At 70.1% G+C, this 20,628-nt stretch carries 15 protein-coding genes, 3 rRNA genes and 1 pseudogene; 5 read left to right on the plus strand and 14 right to left on the minus strand.

The window, feature by feature from the left end:
• Nucleotides 1-269: 269 nt before the first annotated feature.
• A complete protein-coding gene (locus CP974_RS05250) occupies nt 270-1,316 on the minus strand; it encodes an HAD-IIA family hydrolase (RefSeq protein WP_051839324.1) in 1,047 nt (348 codons plus the stop codon).
• A 77-nt stretch (nt 1,317-1,393) separates the two neighbouring features.
• Here CP974_RS05250 and CP974_RS05255 point away from each other — a divergent pair, with 77 nt between their 5' ends.
• A complete protein-coding gene (locus tag CP974_RS05255) occupies nt 1,394-2,677 on the plus strand; it encodes a DUF1015 domain-containing protein (RefSeq protein WP_031130950.1) in 1,284 nt (427 codons plus the stop codon).
• A 99-nt stretch (nt 2,678-2,776) separates the two neighbouring features.
• On the opposite strand, the gene CP974_RS29455 is transcribed toward CP974_RS05255, so the two are convergent.
• The 7 genes and pseudogenes from CP974_RS29455 to CP974_RS05285 form a co-directional block, all read right to left on the minus strand.
• On the minus strand, nt 2,777-3,586 hold the full coding sequence (locus tag CP974_RS29455) for a tetratricopeptide repeat protein (protein ID WP_031130952.1): 810 nt from the start codon (nt 3,584-3,586) through the stop codon (nt 2,777-2,779).
• A 23-nt stretch (nt 3,587-3,609) separates the two neighbouring features.
• Complete coding sequence (locus CP974_RS29460; protein ID WP_181018854.1) at nt 3,610-4,584, minus strand: hypothetical protein; 975 nt, start codon at nt 4,582-4,584, stop codon at nt 3,610-3,612.
• Nucleotides 4,585-4,854: 270 nt separating this feature from the next.
• Nucleotides 4,855-4,971, minus strand: a 5S ribosomal RNA gene (rrf, locus tag CP974_RS05265).
• Nucleotides 4,972-5,077: 106 nt separating this feature from the next.
• Nucleotides 5,078-8,196: ribosomal RNA gene (locus CP974_RS05270) — 23S ribosomal RNA — on the minus strand.
• 317 nt (nt 8,197-8,513) lie between these two features.
• Nucleotides 8,514-10,041 (minus strand): 16S ribosomal RNA (locus tag CP974_RS05275).
• Together the 16S, 23S and 5S rRNA genes form the textbook arrangement of a ribosomal RNA operon.
• 584 nt (nt 10,042-10,625) lie before the next feature.
• Entirely contained in the window at nt 10,626-11,237 is a 612-nt protein-coding gene (locus CP974_RS05280) for a DNA-3-methyladenine glycosylase (protein ID WP_031135276.1), read from the minus strand.
• A 17-nt stretch (nt 11,238-11,254) separates the two neighbouring features.
• A pseudogene (locus CP974_RS05285) lies at nt 11,255-11,503 on the minus strand (DNA-3-methyladenine glycosylase); the annotation flags it as partial.
• Between the two features lie 91 nt (nt 11,504-11,594).
• Between CP974_RS05285 and CP974_RS05290 the strand changes: the two are divergent.
• From CP974_RS05290 to CP974_RS05300, 3 genes are all read left to right on the plus strand, one after another.
• Nucleotides 11,595-12,377 carry a sporulation protein gene (locus CP974_RS05290; protein WP_031135272.1) on the plus strand — a complete coding sequence of 261 codons (783 nt, stop codon included), beginning with the start codon at nt 11,595-11,597 and terminating at the stop codon, nt 12,375-12,377.
• A gap of 43 nt (nt 12,378-12,420) precedes the next feature.
• Nucleotides 12,421-12,960, plus strand: a complete 540-nt coding sequence (locus tag CP974_RS05295) for a YbhB/YbcL family Raf kinase inhibitor-like protein (RefSeq protein ID WP_031135270.1) — start codon at nt 12,421-12,423, stop codon at nt 12,958-12,960.
• A gap of 153 nt (nt 12,961-13,113) precedes the next feature.
• Nucleotides 13,114-13,674 (plus strand): HNH endonuclease, encoded by a 561-nt coding sequence (locus CP974_RS05300; protein ID WP_051839887.1) that lies wholly within the window; start codon nt 13,114-13,116, stop codon nt 13,672-13,674.
• A 51-nt stretch (nt 13,675-13,725) separates the two neighbouring features.
• Here the strand turns inward: CP974_RS05300 and CP974_RS05305 are convergent, their stop codons facing one another.
• The 4 genes from CP974_RS05305 to CP974_RS05320 form a co-directional block, all read right to left on the minus strand.
• Complete coding sequence (locus tag CP974_RS05305; RefSeq protein ID WP_031135266.1) at nt 13,726-14,496, minus strand: sulfite exporter TauE/SafE family protein; 771 nt, start codon at nt 14,494-14,496, stop codon at nt 13,726-13,728.
• 161 nt (nt 14,497-14,657) lie between these two features.
• Nucleotides 14,658-15,593, minus strand: coding sequence for an SPFH domain-containing protein (locus CP974_RS05310; protein ID WP_031135264.1), 936 nt, complete (start codon nt 15,591-15,593; stop codon nt 14,658-14,660).
• Between the two features lie 149 nt (nt 15,594-15,742).
• Nucleotides 15,743-16,171, minus strand: coding sequence for an NfeD family protein (locus CP974_RS05315; protein ID WP_031135262.1), 429 nt, complete (start codon nt 16,169-16,171; stop codon nt 15,743-15,745).
• Nucleotides 16,172-16,480: 309 nt separating this feature from the next.
• A complete protein-coding gene (locus CP974_RS05320) occupies nt 16,481-17,272 on the minus strand; it encodes an ABC transporter ATP-binding protein (protein WP_031135260.1) in 792 nt (263 codons plus the stop codon).
• Between the two features lie 149 nt (nt 17,273-17,421).
• Between CP974_RS05320 and CP974_RS05325 the strand changes: the two genes are divergently transcribed.
• Entirely contained in the window at nt 17,422-18,210 is a 789-nt protein-coding gene (locus tag CP974_RS05325; protein WP_031135258.1) for an Rv1486c family protein, read from the plus strand.
• Nucleotides 18,211-18,657: 447 nt separating this feature from the next.
• On the opposite strand, the gene CP974_RS05330 is transcribed toward CP974_RS05325, so the two are convergent.
• Nucleotides 18,658-19,338 (minus strand): response regulator, encoded by a 681-nt coding sequence (locus CP974_RS05330; protein WP_051839095.1) that lies wholly within the window; start codon nt 19,336-19,338, stop codon nt 18,658-18,660.
• On the minus strand, nt 19,331-20,476 hold the full coding sequence (locus tag CP974_RS05335; protein ID WP_031129488.1) for a GAF domain-containing sensor histidine kinase: 1,146 nt from the start codon (nt 20,474-20,476) through the stop codon (nt 19,331-19,333). The genes CP974_RS05330 and CP974_RS05335 overlap by 8 nt, the downstream gene beginning before the upstream one ends.
• Between the last annotated feature and the right edge of the window lie 152 nt (nt 20,477-20,628).

Raw genomic sequence — 20,628 nt, forward strand, 5'->3', positions numbered from 1 at the left:
ACCGCCCCAGCACGGCCGACCCCACCGCAAGTCCACCACCCGGCAGACCCGGCCCCCGCCGAAGGCCCACCACCCCCGTGCCCGCCGACGGCCCGCCGGACTCACCCCCCATACGGCCGGGCGCAAGCCGGGCCCACCCCGGCACCGCGGGCCCGGCCGAAGGCGCACCGCCCGGCACCGCGGCCCCCCGCCAGGCCCTCACCACCCCGGCGCCCCGAACCCCGCCAGGCCCCTCACTCACCCCGGCGCCCCGAACCCCGCCAGGCCCCTCACCACCCCAGCGCCTCCAGCGCCCGCCCCGCCTCCAGCCCGCACCCTCCGTCCCCGGCGTGCGTCCACGCAGCGGCGCACAGCGCCCGCAGCCCGTCCAGCCGCCCGCCGCTCCCGTCGAGGACCAGCGCGCCCCCGTCGACGCCGGCCCGCCACCCGCCGCACCGGAAGGCGCCGTCCGCCACCGCGGTGACCTCCGGCTGCCCCGTCAGCAGCCCCCGCAGGTCCGCGTCGACGTACGTCGGCCGGTGCTCGGGCCGCGCCGCGAGCAGCACCGCCGGGGTGGTCACCCCGGTGAGGACGAGCAGCGAGTCCACCCCGCCGTTGCGGGCGCCCTCGATGTCCGTGTCGAGCCGGTCCCCCACGACCAGGGGCCGCCGCGCCCCGGTCCGCAGGATCGACTCGCGGTGCATGGGCGGCAGCGGCTTGCCCGCCACCCGCGGCTCGGCGCCCGTGGCGATCCGCACCACCTCGACGGCGGCGCCGTTGCCGGGCGCGATGCCGCGCGCACCGGGGATGGTCAGATCGGTGTTGGACGCGTACCAGGGCACACCGCGCGCGATGGCGTACGCCGCCTCCGCGAACCGGCCCCACGGCAGGTCCGGCCCGCCGTACCCCTGCACGACGGCAGCCGGGTCGTCGTCGGCGGACTCGACGGGCACGAGCCCCCGCTCCCGCAGCGCGACCCGCAGCCCCTCGCCGCCGATGACCAGGACCCGCGACCCGCGGGGCAGCTGGTCGGCGATGAGCCGGGACACCGCCTGCGCCGAGGTGATCACGTCGTCCGGCTCGGCGGGCACGCCCAGGTCGGTCAGGTGCGCCGCGACGGCGTCGGGCGTCCGCAGCGCGTTGTTCGTGACGTAGGCGAGGCGCATCCCCGCCGCACGGGCCTCCCCGAGCGCCTCCACGGCGTGCGGGACGGCCTCGCCGCCCGCGTACACCACGCCGTCCAGGTCCAGCAGCGCCGTGTCGTACGCCGTGCTCAACGCCGCGGCGCTGCCGCCCGGCACCCCGGCGCCCGGCGCGTTCCCTCCGTGCCGCCCCATCAACCTGGCTCCTCACTCGTCCGGTGGATCCCGTGCCCCGATCATCGCTCATCCGCTCGTCCCCCTACGATGCAAGGATGAACACGAGAGGTCCGGCAGCCGACGACGGCCTGCGACTGAAGCCGTTCCGCGGACTGCGGTACGTGCCCGAGCGGGTCCGCAGCCTCGCCGCGGTGACCTCTCCGCCGTACGACGTGGTCGTGCGACCGGACGGGCTGCACCACCTGGAGTCGTCCGACCCGCACAACATCGTGCGGCTCATCCTGCCGCAGGCCCCGACGGCCGACGCCCGCCCCCGCCGCGCGGCCGACACCCTCGCCGAGTGGCTGGCCGACGGCGTGCTCGCCCCCGACGCGGAGCCCGCCCTGTACGTGTACGAGCAGCGCGGCGGCGGCCTGCTGCAGCGCGGGCTGATCGGTGCCCTGGAGCTGTCGTCCCCCGCCGAGGGCGTCGTCCTGCCGCACGAGGACGTGATGCCGCACGTGGTCGAGGAGCGGGCCGCCCTGATGCGCACGACGGGCGCGCATCTGGAGCCCCTGCTGCTGACGTACCGGGGCGACGGCGGGACGACGGGCGCGACCGCCGTGATCGAGCGGGCCGTCGCGGGCGCCCCGCTGCTGGCGACGACCACGGAGGACGGCTTCAGCCACCGCCTGTGGGCGGTGACGGACCCGGCGGAGCTGTCGGCGGCCGCGGCCGACCTCGCCGGCCACCAGGCGCTGATAGCCGACGGCCACCACCGCTGGGCCACCTACCTGCGGCTGCGGGAGGAGCGCTCCTGCCCGGGCCCGTGGAACTACGGCCTGGTGCTCCTGATCGACACGGCCCGCTACCCGCTCCAGGTGCGGGCGATCCACCGGCTGCTGCACCGCCTGCCGGTGGCCGAGGCGCTGGCGGCGCTCGAGGGCTCCTTCCGGGTGCGCACGCTCGACGTCCCGCTGCCCCAGGCCCTGGACGCCCTGGCGGAGGCGGCCGGCGGCGGCAACGCGTTCCTGCTGGCCGGAGACGGCCGGTTCCACCTGGTGGACCGCCCCGATCCGGCGCTGCTGGAGCGCACGGTGCGCCGCGACCGGCCGGAGGCGTGGCGGGCCCTGGACGCGACGGTGCTGCACGCGACGCTCCTGGAGCACGTGTGGCGGGTCCCGGACGCGCCCGAGCACATCGCGTACCTCCACGACACGGAGGCGGCGGTGACCCAGGCCGTGCGGAACGGGGCGACGGCGGTGCTGATGCACCCGGTGCGCGAGGAGGTCGTCCGGGACCTGGCCCGCCAGGGCGTGACGATGCCCCGCAAGTCCACGTCGTTCGGCCCGAAGCCCGCGACGGGCCTGGTCCTGCGCAGCCTGGCCCTGGAGGACTGACCCCTCGGCCGGCGCCCCGGGGCACACGGGAAGGGCGGCCCCGCGAGGGTGCCGCCCTTCTTCCGTCTCTGTACGGTCCGCCCGGCTAGGGGCGCAGGCTCAGCGCTCGGCCCCGCCCCGCCGCTCACCGTCCCCACCGTCGGCGTCCTCCACGGCATCGACGTCGGCACCGGTGTCACCGGCCTCGTCCGCGACGCCCTCGACCGCCCCTGCCGCCTGCTCGTCCTTCCCGCGCACGCTCTCCTCGGCGTCGTCCGCCTCGTCCTCCGCGTCCTCCGCGAAGGCGTCGACGAACTCGACGCCGTCGAGCTCGGCGAGCCGGTCGGAGGCGTCGGTGGTGCCGTCCTTGTCGGACTCGAGTGCCTTGGCGAACCACTCGCGGGCCTCGTCCTCCCGGCCGGCGGCGAGGAGAGCGTCGGCGTACGCGTAGCGCAGGCGCGCGGTCCACGGCTGGACGGAGTTCGAGGCGAGCTCCGGAGACTGGAGGGTGACGATGGCGGCGTCGAGCTGGTCCATGTCGCGGCGGGCACCGGCGGCGACGAGCCGCATCTCGACCTGGCCGGCCTTGTCGAGCTTCTGCACCTCGGGCTCACCGGCCATGGCGAGCGCCCGCTCGGGCCGCCCCAGGCCGCGCTCGCAGTCGGCCATGACGGGCCACAGCTCGACGCTGCCGGTCATCCGCCGCGCGGCCCGGAACTCGGCGAGGGCCTCGGCGTACTTCTGCGTGGCGTACGCGGCGAACCCCGCGGCCTCGCGGACGGCGGCGACGCGGGAGGCGAGCCGGAGCGCGATCCTCGAGTAGGCGTAGGCCTGCTCGGGGTCCTCGTCGATGAGCCGGGCGACCATCACCAGGTTGCGCGCGACGTCCTCGGCGAGGGTCTTGGGCAGGCTCATCAGCTCCTGCCGCACGTCCTTGTCGATCTCGTCGCCGGTCACGTCCTCGGGGATGGGCAGCCGCTTGATCGGCTCGCGGTCACGACGGTCGTCCCGCCGGTCGTCACGGCGGTCGTCACGGCGGTCGTCCCGCCCGCGGAACCCGCCGCGCCGGTCGTCGGAGCGGTACCCGCCCCGGTCGTCCCGCCGGTCGTCGCGGCCCCCGCGGTATCCGCCACGGTCGCGGTCGTCACGGCGGGGCCCGCGGTCGCGGTCGTCCCGGCGGAACGGCGGCCGGTCGTCACTGCGCCGGAAGCCCCCGCGCTCGCCACCCCGGTCATCACGCCGGTCGTCACGGCGATCATCGCGCCGGAAGCCGCCCCGGTCGCCGGCCCGGTCGTCACGACGTGGCGCGCGGTCGTCGCGGGGGAAGCCGCCCCGGTCGTCACGGCGCTCGTCGCGCCGGTCGTCACGGCCACGGAACCCACCGCGGTCGCGGTCGTCACGACGGGGCGCACGGTCGTCACGCGGGAACGGCGGCCGGTCGCCGCCCCGACGGAAACCACCGCGGTCGTCGGAGCGGTAGCCCCCACGCTCACCACCCCGGTCATCACGCCGGAAGCCGCCCCGGTCGTCACGTCGCTCGTCGCGCCGGTCGTCACGGCGGGGGAAACCGCCACGCTCGCCACCCCGGTCATCACCCCGGTCATCACGCCGGTCGTCACGACGGTCATCGCGCCGGTCGTCGGAGCGGTAGCCACCGCCGCCGCGCCGGTCGTCGTCGCGCCGGAAGCCCCCGCCCCGGTATCCGCCACGGTCACGGTCGTCACGGCGGGGCCCGCGGTCGCGGTCGTCCCGGCGGAACGGCGGCCGGTCGTCACTGCGCCGGAAGCCCCCGCGCTCGCCACCCCGGTCATCACGCCGGTCGTCACGGCGGAAGCCGCCCCGGTCGCCGCCACGGTCGGCGCCGCGCTCAGCACCTCGATCGTCACGGCCCCGGTCGTCACGGCCGCCGCGGAAGCCTCCGCGGTCATCGCGCCGGAATCCGCCACCGCCACCGCGGCGGTCGTCGTCGCGGCGAGGTCCGCGGAAGCCGCCCCGGTCGCCGCCACCGTCCCTGCGACGAGGCTCGCGCTCCGGACGGTCGTCGGAGGAGTTGGTGGACATGGGTGTGGCTCCTGTCTTCGGGTACCGCAAGTCATTCTCGCGCAACGGACGTGCCGGCGCGCTTCGGGTGATTCGGTGAAACAAAAAAGGACCCTCGGTCCCAGCATGAACGCTGGGACCGAGGGTCCTGAAAGATTGTTCGGCGGCGTCCTACTCTCCCACAGAGTCCCCCCTGCAGTACCATCGGCGCTGAAAGGCTTAGCTTCCGGGTTCGGAATGTAACCGGGCGTTTCCCTAACGCTATGACCACCGAAACCCTATTGGGTTCGAGCGAACAAGCACACTATTCACTTGAATCATTCGTTGTGTGCCGGTGCGACTGTTCGCAACCCGGGAACAACACAGTGGACGCGAGCAACTGAGGACAAGCCCTCGGCCTATTAGTACCGGTCAACTCCACCCATCACTGGGCTTCCATATCCGGCCTATCAACCCAGTCGTCTACTGGGAGCCTTACCCTCTCAAGGAGGTGGGAACACTCATCTCGAAGCAGGCTTCCCGCTTAGATGCTTTCAGCGGTTATCCCTCCCGAACGTAGCCAACCAGCCATGCCCTTGGCAGAACAACTGGCACACCAGAGGTTCGTCCGTCCCGGTCCTCTCGTACTAGGGACAGCCCTTCTCAATGTTCCTGCGCGCGCAGCGGATAGGGACCGAACTGTCTCACGACGTTCTAAACCCAGCTCGCGTACCGCTTTAATGGGCGAACAGCCCAACCCTTGGGACCGACTCCAGCCCCAGGATGCGACGAGCCGACATCGAGGTGCCAAACCATCCCGTCGATATGGACTCTTGGGGAAGATCAGCCTGTTATCCCCGGGGTACCTTTTATCCGTTGAGCGACGGCGCTTCCACAAGCCACCGCCGGATCACTAGTCCCGACTTTCGTCCCTGCTCGACCCGTCGGTCTCACAGTCAAGCTCCCTTGTGCACTTACACTCAACACCTGATTGCCAACCAGGCTGAGGGAACCTTTGGGCGCCTCCGTTACCCTTTAGGAGGCAACCGCCCCAGTTAAACTACCCATCAGACACTGTCCCTGATCCGGATCACGGACCCAGGTTAGACATCCAGCACGACCAGAGTGGTATTTCAACGACGACTCCACCATGACTGGCGTCACAGTTTCACAGTCTCCCACCTATCCTACACAAGCCGAACCGAACACCAATATCAAACTGTAGTAAAGGTCCCGGGGTCTTTCCGTCCTGCTGCGCGAAACGAGCATCTTTACTCGTAGTGCAATTTCACCGGGCCTATGGTTGAGACAGTCGAGAAGTCGTTACGCCATTCGTGCAGGTCGGAACTTACCCGACAAGGAATTTCGCTACCTTAGGATGGTTATAGTTACCACCGCCGTTTACTGGCGCTTAAGTTCTCAGCTTCGCCCGGACGAATCCAAGCTAACCGGTCCCCTTAACGTTCCAGCACCGGGCAGGCGTCAGTCCGTATACATCGCCTTACGGCTTCGCACGGACCTGTGTTTTTAGTAAACAGTCGCTTCTCGCTGGTCTCTGCGGCCACCCCCAGCTCACACTGCAAGAGTGATCACCAGAAGTGGCCCCCCTTCTCCCGAAGTTACGGGGGCATTTTGCCGAGTTCCTTAACCATAGTTCACCCGAACGCCTCGGTATTCTCTACCTGACCACCTGAGTCGGTTTAGGGTACGGGCCGCCATGAAACTCGCTAGAGGCTTTTCTCGACAGCATAGGATCATCCACTTCACCACAATCGGCTCGGCATCAGGTCTCAGCCTTAACGTGTGACGGATTTGCCTACCACACGGCCTACACCCTTACCCCGGGACAACCACCGCCCGGGCTGGACTACCTTCCTGCGTCACCCCATCGCTCACCTACTACCAGTCTGGGCCACCGGCTCCACCACTCCGTGCTTGTCCGAAGACGCACACGGCGGTTTCACGGGCTTAGCATCGCTGGGTTCAGCGCTGGCGCTTCAAAGCGGGTACCGGAATATCAACCGGTTGTCCATCGACTACGCCTGTCGGCCTCGCCTTAGGTCCCGACTTACCCTGGGCAGATCAGCTTGACCCAGGAACCCTTAGTCAATCGGCGCACACGTTTCTCACGTGTGTATCGCTACTCATGCCTGCATTCTCACTCGTGAACCGTCCACAACTCGCTTCCGCGGCTGCTTCACCCGGCACACGACGCTCCCCTACCCATCACAGCACCCGTTGGGGCTTATGCTGCAATGACACGACTTCGGCGGTACGCTTGAGCCCCGCTACATTGTCGGCGCGGAATCACTTGACCAGTGAGCTATTACGCACTCTTTCAAGGGTGGCTGCTTCTAAGCCAACCTCCTGGTTGTCTCTGCGACTCCACATCCTTTCCCACTTAGCGTACGCTTAGGGGCCTTAGTCGATGCTCTGGGCTGTTTCCCTCTCGACCATGGAGCTTATCCCCCACAGTCTCACTGCCGCGCTCTCACTTACCGGCATTCGGAGTTTGGCTAAGGTCAGTAACCCGGTAGGGCCCATCGCCTATCCAGTGCTCTACCTCCGGCAAGAAACACACGACGCTGCACCTAAATGCATTTCGGGGAGAACCAGCTATCACGGAGTTTGATTGGCCTTTCACCCCTAACCACAGGTCATCCCCCAGGTTTTCAACCCTGGTGGGTTCGGTCCTCCACGAAGTCTTACCTCCGCTTCAACCTGCCCATGGCTAGATCACTCCGCTTCGGGTCTTGAGCGCGCTACTCGATCGCCCTATTCGGACTCGCTTTCGCTACGGCTTCCCCACACGGGTTAACCTCGCAACGCACCGCAAACTCGCAGGCTCATTCTTCAAAAGGCACGCAGTCACGAGACATGCAAAGCATGTCCGACGCTCCCACGGCTTGTAGGCACACGGTTTCAGGTACTATTTCACTCCGCTCCCGCGGTACTTTTCACCATTCCCTCACGGTACTATCCGCTATCGGTCACCAGGGAATATTTAGGCTTAGCGGGTGGTCCCGCCAGATTCACACGGGATTTCTCGGGCCCCGTGCTACTTGGGTGTCTCTCAAACGAGCCGTCAATGTTTCAGCTACGGGGGTCTTACCCTCTACGCCGGACCTTTCGCATGTCCTTCGCCTACATCAACGGTTTCTGACTCGTCTCACGGCCGGCAGACCGTGAAAGAGAGATCCCACAACCCCGCATGCGCAACCCCTGCCGGGTATCACACGCATACGGTTTGGCCTCATCCGGTTTCGCTCGCCACTACTCCCGGAATCACGGTTGTTTTCTCTTCCTGAGGGTACTGAGATGTTTCACTTCCCCTCGTTCCCTCCACACTGCCTATGTGTTCAGCAGTGGGTGACAGCCCATGACGACTGCCGGGTTTCCCCATTCGGACACCCCCGGATCAAAGCTCGGTTGACAGCTCCCCGGGGCCTATCGCGGCCTCCCACGTCCTTCATCGGTTCCTGGTGCCAAGGCATCCACCGTGCGCCCTTATAAACTTGGCCACAGATGCTCGCGTCCACTGTGCAGTTCTCAAGCAACGACCAGCCACCCATCACCCCACCACCGAAGTAGCGAGTTCACTGGGGCCGGCGTGTGAAGGAACAAGACCATACGGCCCGTACCTTCAGACACCCAACAGCGTGCCCGACCTGGTCCCGTCCGAAGATCACGCGTTCCACACCCTTGCGGGTAGTACTTGCGGCCTTCGACCCGTGAACCAGATCGAGTAGTCAACGTTCCACCCATGAGCAACCAGCATCAGACGTTCGCTGATGTACTGGCCTCTGACCAAGCAAGCTTGGTGAGAAGTGCTCCTTAGAAAGGAGGTGATCCAGCCGCACCTTCCGGTACGGCTACCTTGTTACGACTTCGTCCCAATCGCCAGTCCCACCTTCGACAGCTCCCTCCCACAAGGGGTTGGGCCACCGGCTTCGGGTGTTACCGACTTTCGTGACGTGACGGGCGGTGTGTACAAGGCCCGGGAACGTATTCACCGCAGCAATGCTGATCTGCGATTACTAGCGACTCCGACTTCATGGGGTCGAGTTGCAGACCCCAATCCGAACTGAGACCGGCTTTTTGAGATTCGCTCCACCTTGCGGTATCGCAGCTCTTTGTACCGGCCATTGTAGCACGTGTGCAGCCCAAGACATAAGGGGCATGATGACTTGACGTCGTCCCCACCTTCCTCCGAGTTGACCCCGGCGGTCTCCCGTGAGTCCCCAGCACCACAAGGGCCTGCTGGCAACACGGGACAAGGGTTGCGCTCGTTGCGGGACTTAACCCAACATCTCACGACACGAGCTGACGACAGCCATGCACCACCTGTACACCGACCACAAGGGGGCACCCATCTCTGGGTGTTTCCGGTGTATGTCAAGCCTTGGTAAGGTTCTTCGCGTTGCGTCGAATTAAGCCACATGCTCCGCCGCTTGTGCGGGCCCCCGTCAATTCCTTTGAGTTTTAGCCTTGCGGCCGTACTCCCCAGGCGGGGAACTTAATGCGTTAGCTGCGGCACGGACGACGTGGAATGTCGCCCACACCTAGTTCCCAACGTTTACGGCGTGGACTACCAGGGTATCTAATCCTGTTCGCTCCCCACGCTTTCGCTCCTCAGCGTCAGTATCGGCCCAGAGATCCGCCTTCGCCACCGGTGTTCCTCCTGATATCTGCGCATTTCACCGCTACACCAGGAATTCCGATCTCCCCTACCGAACTCTAGCCTGCCCGTATCGAATGCAGACCCGGGGTTAAGCCCCGGGCTTTCACATCCGACGTGACAGGCCGCCTACGAGCTCTTTACGCCCAATAATTCCGGACAACGCTTGCGCCCTACGTATTACCGCGGCTGCTGGCACGTAGTTAGCCGGCGCTTCTTCTGCAGGTACCGTCACTTTCGCTTCTTCCCTGCTGAAAGAGGTTTACAACCCGAAGGCCGTCATCCCTCACGCGGCGTCGCTGCATCAGGCTTTCGCCCATTGTGCAATATTCCCCACTGCTGCCTCCCGTAGGAGTCTGGGCCGTGTCTCAGTCCCAGTGTGGCCGGTCGCCCTCTCAGGCCGGCTACCCGTCGTCGCCTTGGTGAGCCGTTACCTCACCAACTAGCTGATAGGCCGCGGGCTCATCCTGCACCGCCGGAGCTTTCCACCACCATCAGATGCCTGAAGTGGTCGTATCCGGTATTAGACCCCGTTTCCAGGGCTTGTCCCAGAGTGCAGGGCAGATTGCCCACGTGTTACTCACCCGTTCGCCACTAATCCCCCACCGAAGTGGGTTCATCGTTCGACTTGCATGTGTTAAGCACGCCGCCAGCGTTCGTCCTGAGCCAGGATCAAACTCTCCGTGAATGCTTCCCGGTACTCCGGGTGAACACTCGCGTTGAGCGGAACCGGAAGGAGGAATGATCCTTCTGGTTCTCAGCGTCCTCGCTGTGTGTTTCAAAGGAACCTCGTCTCTGAGAGACGGGGTTATCAACATATCTGGCGTTGACTTTTGGCACGCTGTTGAGTTCTCAAGGAACGGACGCTTCCTTTGTACTCACCCTCAGGCTTCCCTGCGGGCTTTCCTCCGGGCGCTTCCCTTCGGTGTTTCCAACCTTACCAGATCCTTTTTCCGCTCCGTTTCCGGTGCGGATTTCGTTTCCGGTGGCCGTTGGAGGGCCTTTGCCTTTCGGCTTCCGCAACTTTAGCGGATTCTCCGCGCCGCTCATAATCGAGCCGCCCGAATGAATTCCGGCACGCCGGAATCCGCCCCTGAAGGGGCTGGATCGCCAAGGTTGTGGAGTGGCCGCCCCCCGGGGGGCTGGTACAGCGGCCCCGGCTCTTGCGGCTCGGTCGACATTAGGCGGTTCCGGCGCCCGAGTCAAGCCCTCCTCCGCGCGGCGTGTGTGCCCGGTACGGCCCGACCGTGGCGTCGCCGTCGATCCAGGGGATCAGGCGCCGGCGGACGGCCTGGCTCTCGGACTCAGCCGGTATGCCGAGACCGTGGGATCACCGGCGAGGTAGAACCGGTGCTGCCAGTCGTGGGCCTTGCTCACGCCCACCCGGGGGCCGATCCGGATGAGCGCGGTGGGCACCGGCTCGCCCTCGGACAGCGTGACCGAGGCACCCGGCAGGAGGTCCGCGCCGTTGTGCTCTCCCGTGATGCCGAGCGCCTGGCAGAAGTTCCCCGGGCCTCGGGCGAGCCGCGCGCTCTCGACCCTCTCCCCCCGCCGCTTGCGTGCCAGGTCCTCCCCCTCGATCACCCTGCCCGCCCGGATGAGGATGGCCGAGGCGATGCCGTCCGTCCCGGTGACGACGTTGGCGCACCAGTGAAGACCGTGGGAGCGGTAGACGTAGAGGTGTCCCGCGGGTCCGAACATGACGGCGTTGCGGGGCGTCCGGCCCCGGTAGGCGTGGGAGGCCGGGTCAGCGGTGCCCGAGTACGCCTCGGTCTCCGTGATGGCGATGCTCACGGTCCCCTCTGGGGTCGTGCAGGCGAGGACGCTCCCGAGCAGCCTGGGGGCGACATCCTCGGCGGGATGGGCGAGAAGATCGACGTTCATGCCGACCGCCTTGCCGTCCCGTGGGTGAAATAGGCGTGGCCGGGTGGGCCGAACATGGCGGCGTCGCGCGCCGTGCGGCCGCGGTGGGCGTGCGAGCCGGGGACGGCCTCGCCCGCGCAGGCCCTCACCTCCGCCAGACGGAGCTCGACGAGGTCGTCGTCCGTCATCCGCGCCGGGGTCCGGCCGAGCAGGTCCGGGGCGGCCTCCGGTACGGGGCGGTCGAAGAGGTCCCGGGGCTGCGGCGTACGGTCGGGGCTCTCGATCATGCTGTACGAGCGTACCGGGGCTCTCCCCGGAACCGGTTACGGTCTTCCGCGCGTACGCGTAGTCGAGGCGAGTAACCGAGAAGGAGTGGACATGGGCTTCAAGAAGCTGCTGGCGAGCCTGGGTGCGGGCGGGGGCAACGTCGAGACGGTGCTGACCGAGTCGAACGTGGTGCCCGGCGGTGTCGTGCAGGGCGAGGTGCGGGTCGAGGGCGGCTCCGTGGACCAGGAGATCCAGGGGCTGTCGCTCGGGCTGCAGGCGCGGGTGGAGGTCGAGAGCGGCGACCACGAGGTGAAGCAGGACCTCGAGTTCGCGAGGACGCAGCTCGGCGGTGCCTTCACGCTGCGGGCCGGGGCGGTGCACGTGGTGCCGTTCGGGCTGGAGATCCCGTGGGAGACGCCGGTGACGTGCATCGCCGGCCAGCAGCTGCGCGGTATGGACATCGGTGTGACGACGGAGCTGGCGATCGCGCGGGCCGTGGACTCCACCGACCTGGACCCGATCACCGTGCACCCGCTGCCGGCGCAGCAGGCGATCCTCGACGCGTTCACCCGGCTGGGCTTCCGCTTCAAGAGCGCCGACATGGAGAAGGGGCACATCCGCGGGACGCGGCAGCGGCTGCCCTTCTACCAGGAGATCGAGTTCCTGCCGCCGCAACAGTACCGGGGCCTGCACCAGGTGGAGCTGTCCTTCGTGGCCGACGGGCGGGAGATGGACGTGGTGCTGGAGATGGACAAGAAGCCGGGGCTGTTCTCGGAGGGCAGCGACACGTACCGCAGCTTCGTCGTCGGCCTGCACGACTTCCAGGGCACCGACTGGGCGGCGTACCTGAACCAGTGGCTCGCCGATGTCGGCGGCCGGCGCAACTGGCTCTAGGCTCGGCAGGATCCGAGACCCGAAGCTATCGAGAGGTTCTGACGTGACCGAGGCGAAGAGGGCACCGCTCCCCCACGACTTCCACCCGCCGGTGCCGTCGTTCACCGTGGTGAGCGAGGACGTCGCGCCCGGCGGTGTGCTGGCCGCGGCGCAGGTGTACGCGGAGGGGAACACCTCGCCGCACCTGCGGTGGGAGGGGTTCCCGGCGGAGACGAGGAGCTTCGCCGTGACGTGCTTCGACCCGGACGCGCCGACGGGCAGCGGCTTCTGGCACTGGGTGCTGTTCGACATCCCGGCGTCGGTGACCGAGCTGCCGGCGGGGGCGGGCGGTGGGACGTTCGAGGGTCTGCCCGAGGGGGCGGTGCACGTCCGCAACGACTACGGGGCCAAGGAGTTCGGCGGGGCCGCCCCGCCGGCCGGGGACGGGCCGCACCGGTACGTGTTCACCGTGTACGCGGTGGACCAGGAGAAGCTGGGCCCGGACTCCGACGCGTCGCCCGCGGTCGTGGGCTTCAACCTGCGCTTCCACACGCTGGCGCGCGCGCATCTCGTCGGGGAGTACGAGACACCCGCGGAGGGCTGAACGTTCGCCTTCCGTTCGCCCGCTCCTGGCCCGCAAGAGGCCGGGGGCGGGCATTTTCGTGGCGCGGATATTGCGTTGTCCCGTTCGGTGCCGCCCCGCCAGAGTTGGTCCAGGCGCGTCAGGGGGACGGCCGGCACACGGAGGTGGGCGCAGATGCGGGACACGCTGGTTCTCAACGCGAGCTTCGAGCCGCTGTCGACGGTGTCGCTGCACCGGGCGGTGGTGCTGGTGCTGCAGGACAAGGCGGTCGTGGAGCAGGCCCATCCGGAGCTCCGGCTGCGGGCGGCGGCGGTGGACCTGCCGGCGCCGCGGGTGATCCGGTTGTGCCGGTACGTGCGGGTGCCGTTCCGAAGACACGCGCCGTGGTCGCGGCGCGGGGTGCTGGCGCGGGACCAGCACCGGTGCGCGTACTGCGGGCGGCGGGCGACGACGGTGGACCACGTCGTACCGAAGTCGCAGGGCGGGGCGGACAGTTGGCTCAACACGGTGGCGTCGTGCGCGGAGGACAACCACCGCAAGGCGGACCGTACGCCGGAGGAGGCGGGGATGCCGCTGCTGCACCGGCCGTTCGTGCCGAGCCCGGCGGACGCGATGCTGCTGTCGCTGCGTGCCCGCGAGCGGTCGGAGCTGCCGCAGTGGCTGGCGTCGCGGGGGGTGGCCGCTCAGGGGGCGGCCCGGCAGGGGGCGGAGCGGCCCGAGGCCGCCGCGGCCTGAGCGTGTGGTGTGGGGGCCTGTCCCGGTGTACGGCCGGGGCGGGCCCCTTCGTCATCGGGTGACGAGCTGGAGGATGGCGGCGCTGCCGATGACGACGATCAGGGCGCGCAGCACCCTGGGGGGCAGGCGCCGGCCGACGCGGGCGCCGAGCTGGCCGCCGATGGTGGAGCCGACGGCGATGAGGGCGACGGCGGTCCAGTCGAACTCGGCGGCGAAGACGAAGAACAGGGCGGCGACGCTGTTGACGATGGCGGCGAGGACGTTCTTGGCGGCGTTGAGGCGCTGGAGGGTGTCGTCGATCAGCGTGCCCATGAGGGAGAGGTAGATGATCCCCTGCGCCGCGGTGAAGTAGCCGCCGTAGACGCTGGCGAGGAGCATGCCGGCGAAGAGGACGGGGCCGCCGTGGCGGGGGGCGCCGTCGGTGCCGTCGCGTTCGCGGCGGGCCTGGACGGCGCGGGTGATGCGGGGCTGGAGGACGACGAGGACCAGCGCGAGGGCGACGAGGACGGGGACGATCGTCTCGAAGGCGGTGGGCGGCAGGACGGTGAGGAGGACGGCGCCGCAGACCCCGCCGACGGCGGCGGCGACGGCGAGGCGCAGGACGCGGTCGCGCTGGCCGGTGAGCTCCGCGCGGTAGCCGATGGCGCCGCTGATGGAGCCGGGGATCAGGCCGAGGGCGTTGGAGACGGTGGCGGTGACCGGGGGGAGGCCGGTGGCCAGGAGGACGGGGAACGTGATGAGCGTGCCCGATCCGACGATCGTGTTGATGGTGCCCGCGCCGATGCCGGCCGCGAGGACGGCGAGCATCTCCCAGTACGTCACAGTGCCCCCGTGCGGATCGGTGGTGGGTGAACCGATCATGCACGAGGGCCGGTGGTCGCGTCGAGCGGGTGTCCGGACAGCGGTCCGGGGTGCGGTTCGGGGCCGAGGTGAAGGCCGAGGTGGGGGCCGGGGGGTGATCTGGGCGGTGGTCCGGGGTGCGGTCAGTCGACGGGCGGGTTCTCGCGGCGCTGGCCCTTGGCGGAGGTGTCGAAGCCGGGGGCGCCGTTGCCGAGGTTGCCGAAGGCGCCGGAGAGGCCCTTGAGCGCGTCGCCGATCTCGCTGGGCACGATCCAGAGCTTGTTGGCGTCGCCTTCGGCGATCTTCGGGAGCATCTGGAGGTACTGGTAGGAGAGGAGCTTCTGGTCGGGGTCGCCGGCGTGGATGGCCTCGAACACCGTGCGGACCGCCTGGGCCTCGCCCTCGGCGCGCAGGGCCGCGGCCTTGGCCTCGCCCTCGGCGCGGAGGATGGCGGACTGCTTCTCGCCCTCGGCGGTGAGGATCTGGGACTGGCGGATGCCCTCGGCGGTGAGGATCGCGGCGCGCTTGTCGCGGTCGGCGCGCATCTGCTTCTCCATCGAGTCCTGGATGGAGGTGGGCGGTTCGATGGCCTTCAGCTCGACGCGGTTGACGCGGATGCCCCACTTGCCCGTGGCCTCGTCGAGGACGCCGCGCAGGGCGGCGTTGATCTCCTCGCGGGAGGTGAGGGTGCGCTCCAGGTCCATGCCGCCGATGATGTTGCGCAGCGTGGTGACGGTGAGCTGCTCGATGGCCTGGATGTAGCTGGCGACCTCGTAGGTGGCGGCGCGGGCGTCGGTCACCTGGTAGTAGATGACCGTGTCGATGTTGACGACCAGGTTGTCCTGGGTGATGACGGGCTGGGGCGGGAAGGGGACGACCTGTTCGCGCAGGTCGATGCGGTTGCGGATGGTGTCGATGAACGGCACGACGATGTTGAGGCCCGCGTTGAGGGTGCGGGTGTAGCGGCCGAAGCGTTCCACGATGGCGGCGCTGGCTTGTGGGATGACCTGGATCGTCTTGATCAGGGCGATGAAGACAAGCACCACCAGAATGACCAGAACGATGATGACTGATGGCATCGTGCTCCCCGTGCCCTTCGCTGCCGAATGGTGTCCGTGATCGATTTTCCCAGACGGCGGGCGGTCATGTGGGCGGTTCGGCCGGTTGTCCCGGCGATTGGCTTTGGCGTGACGGTTGTTGACGTGGCGTCAGCGTGCCCGCGGGGGTGTCACAGCACCACGGCGGTCGCTCCGTCGATGTCGACGACGTCGACCTCCCGGCCCGGCTCGTAGATCTGGTCGGCGCTGTAGGAGCGCGCGGACCAGACCTCGCCGGCGAGTTTGACGCGCCCGCCGTGCGCGTCGACCCGTTCCAGGACGACGGCCTGACGGCCCTTCAGTGCCTCGACACCGCTGGCGTGGCCCGGTTGGCCCGCGCGGTGGCGGGCCGCGATGGGCCGCACGACGGCGAGGAGCGCCACGGAGACGACGACGAAGACGATGACCTGCGCCACCACTCCGAAGCCGAGTCCCGCGGTGACGGCGCCCGCGACCGCCCCGACGGAGAACATGCCCAGTTCGGGCATCGCGGTGATGACGAGCGGGATGCCCAGCCCCACCGCCGCGATCAGCCACCATACCCATGCGTCGATGTCCACATCGTCATGGTAGGTGCGCGGACGGCTCGGGGACAGGGTGCCGAAAGGGCCCGCGGACGCGGGCCCTTGGGGGACGGCTGCCGGCCTGAGCGGTTCGCGGCCTCGGCGGTTCCCGGCCTGCGGGGCTCGTGGTGGGGGCCCGTGGCGGGTGGGGCCGGCGCCCGTGTGCGGGGCCGCCCGTGTGCGGCTGCCGGTTCGGACGGCGGGCGGTTCGTACGGCTGCCGGCTCGGCGGGCGGTTCGTACGGCGGGCGGCTCCGCGGTCCGCCGGGGGCGTCGCGGCCGTCGGCGGGTGCGGGCGGGCGGCGGGTCAGCCGAGGGGGAGGCCCTGGGCGGTGTACCGGTCGCCGACGCGCTCGACGACGAGCGGCAGGCCGAAGCAGTGGCTGAGGTTGCGCGAGGTCAGCTCGGTCTCCACGGGGCCCGCGGCGAGCACCTTGCCCTGCCGGATCATCAGGACGTGGGTGAAGCCCGGCGGGATCTCCTCGACGTGGTGCGTGACCATGATCATGGAGGGGGCGTACGGGTCGCGGGCCAGGCGGCCGAGGCGGCGGACGAGGTCCTCGCGGCCCCCGAGGTCCAGACCGGCGGCGGGCTCGTCGAGGAGCAGCAGCTCGGGGTCGGTCATCAGGGCGCGGGCGATGAGGGTGCGCTTGCGCTCGCCCTCGGAGAGGGTCCCGAACCTGCGGTCGAGGTAGTCGGACATGCCGAGGCGGTCGAGGAAGGCGCGGGCGCGCTCCTCGTCGACGGCCTCGTAGTCCTCCCGCCAGGTGGCGGTCATGCCGTACGCGGCGGTGAGGACGGTCTGGAGGACCGTCTGGTTCTTGGGGAGCTTCTCGGCCATGGCGATGCCGGCCATGCTGACGCGGGGCCGCAGGTCGAAGACGTCGACCTTGCCGAGCCGCTCGCCGAGGATGCCGACGGTGCCGCGGGTGGGGAAGAGGTAGGTGGAGGCGACGTTCAGGAGGGTGGTCTTGCCGGCGCCGTTGGGGCCGAGGATGGCCCAGCGCTGGCCCTCCTTGACCGACCAGGAGACGCCGTCCACCAGAGCGCGTCCGTCGCGGACCACGGATACGTCCACCAGCTCCAGTACATCGCTCATGAGCGCGTTGTCTCCCCTTGCGGTCGTTGCTTCGTCGTCGGTGCGCGCGCGGGTCGCCGCGGTGGGCGGCGGGCGCACGTTCCCAGGGAAAACCTACGCCACCTGTGGAGGGGCCCGTACCCGTGGGGCCGTTACCTAGGCTGGGGACCATGCTTTCGGAACCACGTTCAGGACGGTTGGCCGCATGGGGGAACGCCCTGCTGGCCGGTTTGGTGTCACCCGACGAGGCGGTGGGGGCGATCGTCGGCGGCGACGCGCCGCACCGCGTGGCGGGCCTGCCGGGTGAGGCGGGGCCCGTGGGGCTGACACTCGCGCTGGGGCGGCTGCGGTCGCTGGGGGTCACGGGGTGGCGGGTGGCGCTGCCCGCTCCCGGCCATCCGCTGGGGCTGAGCGGCCCGCCCGACTTCAACGCGCGGGCGCTGGACGCCGGGGAGGCGGCCGTCGGGCACGGGGCCGGGTGGGGGCTCGTACCCGAGGTGAGCGAGGCGGGGCCGGCGGGTGACCTGCACGTGGAGGTGGTGTGGCACTGCCTGCCGGTGCGGGAGGCGCCGCCGGCGGACGTGCCGTCGCTGGGCGAGGCCGAGCGGGAGCTGGCGGAGGCGCTGCGGGAGGCGACGGTGGTGCTGACGCGGCTGGACGTGGCGGCGTCCGGTCCGGTGGCGGAGGCGGCGCTGGACGCGTACCGGGCGCGGGCGCACGCGGGCGGCGCGCCGCTGGCGCCGGGGTATCCGCCGAGGGCGGTACGGGTGCTGGAGCTGGCGCGGCGGGTGGGGCTGCTGGTGTCGCTGGCCTACGGGAACGGCCACGGCGGGGCGGTCGCCGCGTCGGAGATGGCCGCGCGGGCGGAGGCGCTGCGCCCGGTGGAGCGGGTGGCGCGGCGCGCGCAGGTGGCGGCGTTCAACGCGTACGTGGAGGAGCGGGAGCGCGGGCGGCCCTGAGGGGCGGCGGGCGGGGGCCGGGGCTCCGGGGCGCGGGCGGACGGCGCCTGGAGCGGCCCGGACGGGGCGGGGGCGCGGGCGGGGCGCTGCGGGGGGGGCCGGGCGGACGGGGTCTGCGGCGGACGGCTCCTGGGGCGAGGCGGCGCGTGGCGGCGGGGCGGGGGCTCCGGGGCCGGGCGGTGCGAAGGTCTCGGGGGGCCGGGCGAGGGTGCGGCGCGCGGTGCGTACGGCTTCGCACAGGGCCGGGCGCAGGGTGCGGTGCGGGGTGCGTACGGCTTCGCACAGGGCCGGGTGCGTACGCGGACCGACCGCGGTGCGGCGCGGGTGCGTACCCCTCCGCACCGGTGGGGGTACGCCCGGTGCCCGGGGGCACGGGGTGCGGCCGGGGCTCGCCGGGGTGGGCGGTCGCGCGGTGGGGCCGGGCGACCGCCCCCGTGCCGGAGGCCGTCAGGTGGTGAGGCCGTGGCGGACGGCCCAGAGGGCGGCCTGGGTGCGGTCCGCCAGGTCCAGCTTCATGAGGATGTTGGAGACGTGGGTCTTCACCGTCTTCTCGGAGAGGACCAGCGCGCGGGCGATCTCGCGGTTGGAGCGGCCGTCGGCGATCAGGCCGAGGACCTCGCGCTCCCGTTCCGTGAGGGCGCCGCTGCGTCCGCCGGCGCCGCCGTGCTCGTCCTGGCTGAGGAGCACGCCGGCCACCTCGGGCTGGAGCAGGACGTGTCCGGCGTGGACGGAGCGGATGGCCCCGGCCAGGGCGTCCGGGTCGACGTCCTTGTAGACGTACCCGGCGGCGCCCGCGCGCAGGGCGGGGACGACCGTGCGCTGCTCGGTGAAGCTGGTGACGATCAGGACCTTGGCCGGGTTGCCCAGCTCGCGGAGCTTGCGGAGGGCCTCGATGCCGTCCGTGCCGGGCATCTTCACGTCCATGAGGACGACGTCGGGGCGCAGCTCCTCCGTGCGGGCGACGCCCTCGGCGCCGTCGGCGGCCTCGCCGACGACCTCGATGTCGTCCTGGACCTCCAGGAACGTGCGCAGCCCCCGGCGGACGACCTGGTGGTCGTCGACGAGGAGGACGCGGATGGCCCGCCCCTCGCCCGCTCCGGCGGCGGTGCCCTTGCCGTTGTCAGCCACCGGGGACCTCCATCTCGATCGTGGTGCCCGCGCCGGGCGCCGAGTGCACGGTGAGCCGGCCGCCGACGCCGCCCGCCCGGTCCCGCATGGAGACGAGGCCGAGGTGGCGGCCGGCGCGGCGGACGGCCCGCGGGTCGAAGCCCTTGCCGTCGTCGGTGACGGTGAGCCGGGCGCCCTGACCGTGCCGGGCGAGGCGGACGGCGACGCCGCCGGCCCCGGAGTGGCGCAGGGCGTTGTGCAGGGCCTCCTGGGCGACGCGGAGCAGCGCCTCCTCCTGGGCGGCGGGCAGGGCCCGTATCCCTCCGCCGTCGAAGGTGACGCGGGCCGCGTGCGCCCGGTCGAGGACCTGGACGTGCGTCCGCAGGGTGTGGACCAGGCCGTCCTCGTCCAGGCCGGCGGGGCGCAGCTCCACGACGGCGGCGCGCAGTTCGTCGGCGGCTTCGGCGGCGAGGGCGGCGACCTGCTGGAGCTCGCCCTTGGCGCGGGCCGGGTCGCGGTCGACCAGGGCGGCGGCGGCCTGGGCGGTGAGGCGCAGGGAGAACAGCTTCTGGCTGACCGCGTCGTGCAGCTCGTGGGCGAGGCGGGAGCGCTCCTCGGCGATGGTGAGCTCGCGGCTGCGCTCGTAGAGGCGGGCGTTGGTGAGGGCGATGGCGGCGTGCTGGGCGAGGATGCCGAGCAGCTCCTCGTCCTCGGCGGTGAAGCCGCAGCCGCCGCCGGGTGAGGGTGAGCGCTTGTTGGCGAGGAAGAGCGCGGCGATCGTCTCGTCTCCGTCGCGCACGGGCAGGCCCAGGAAGTCGGACATGTCGGGGTGCGTGCTGGGCCAGCCCTCGAATCGGGGGTCCTCGCGGACGTCGTCGAGGCGCTCGGGCCGCTCGCTGTGGAGCATCGCGGCGAGGATGCCGTGCTGCCGGGGAAGGGGGCCGATGGCCTTCCACTGCTCGTCGCTGACGCCGTCGACCACGAACTGCGCGAAGCCCCCGTGGTCGTCCGGGACGCCGAGGGCGGCGTACTCGGCGTCGAGGAGGTCGCGGGCGGAGGCCACGATCGTCTTGAGGACGTCGCGGACCTCCAGCTGCCTGCTCATCTCCAGCAGGGCCGTGCTCACCGCGGCGAGCCCGGAGCGTGGTCGGTCGGTCATGCGCTCACCGTACCGACGGGGGGCGGGGGCCCGTATCGGCCGGTGGACATCGGCCGGTGGACGGTGGTCCTGGTCCGCAGGGCCTAGTACCGCGGTAGCGGGAGGGCGGCCGGTGGCCGGGCGCTTCGGACGCCCCGGAAACGGACCTTACG

It is taken from the genome of Streptomyces fradiae ATCC 10745 = DSM 40063 (assembly GCF_008704425.1).
GTDB lineage: Bacteria > Actinomycetota > Actinomycetes > Streptomycetales > Streptomycetaceae > Streptomyces > Streptomyces fradiae.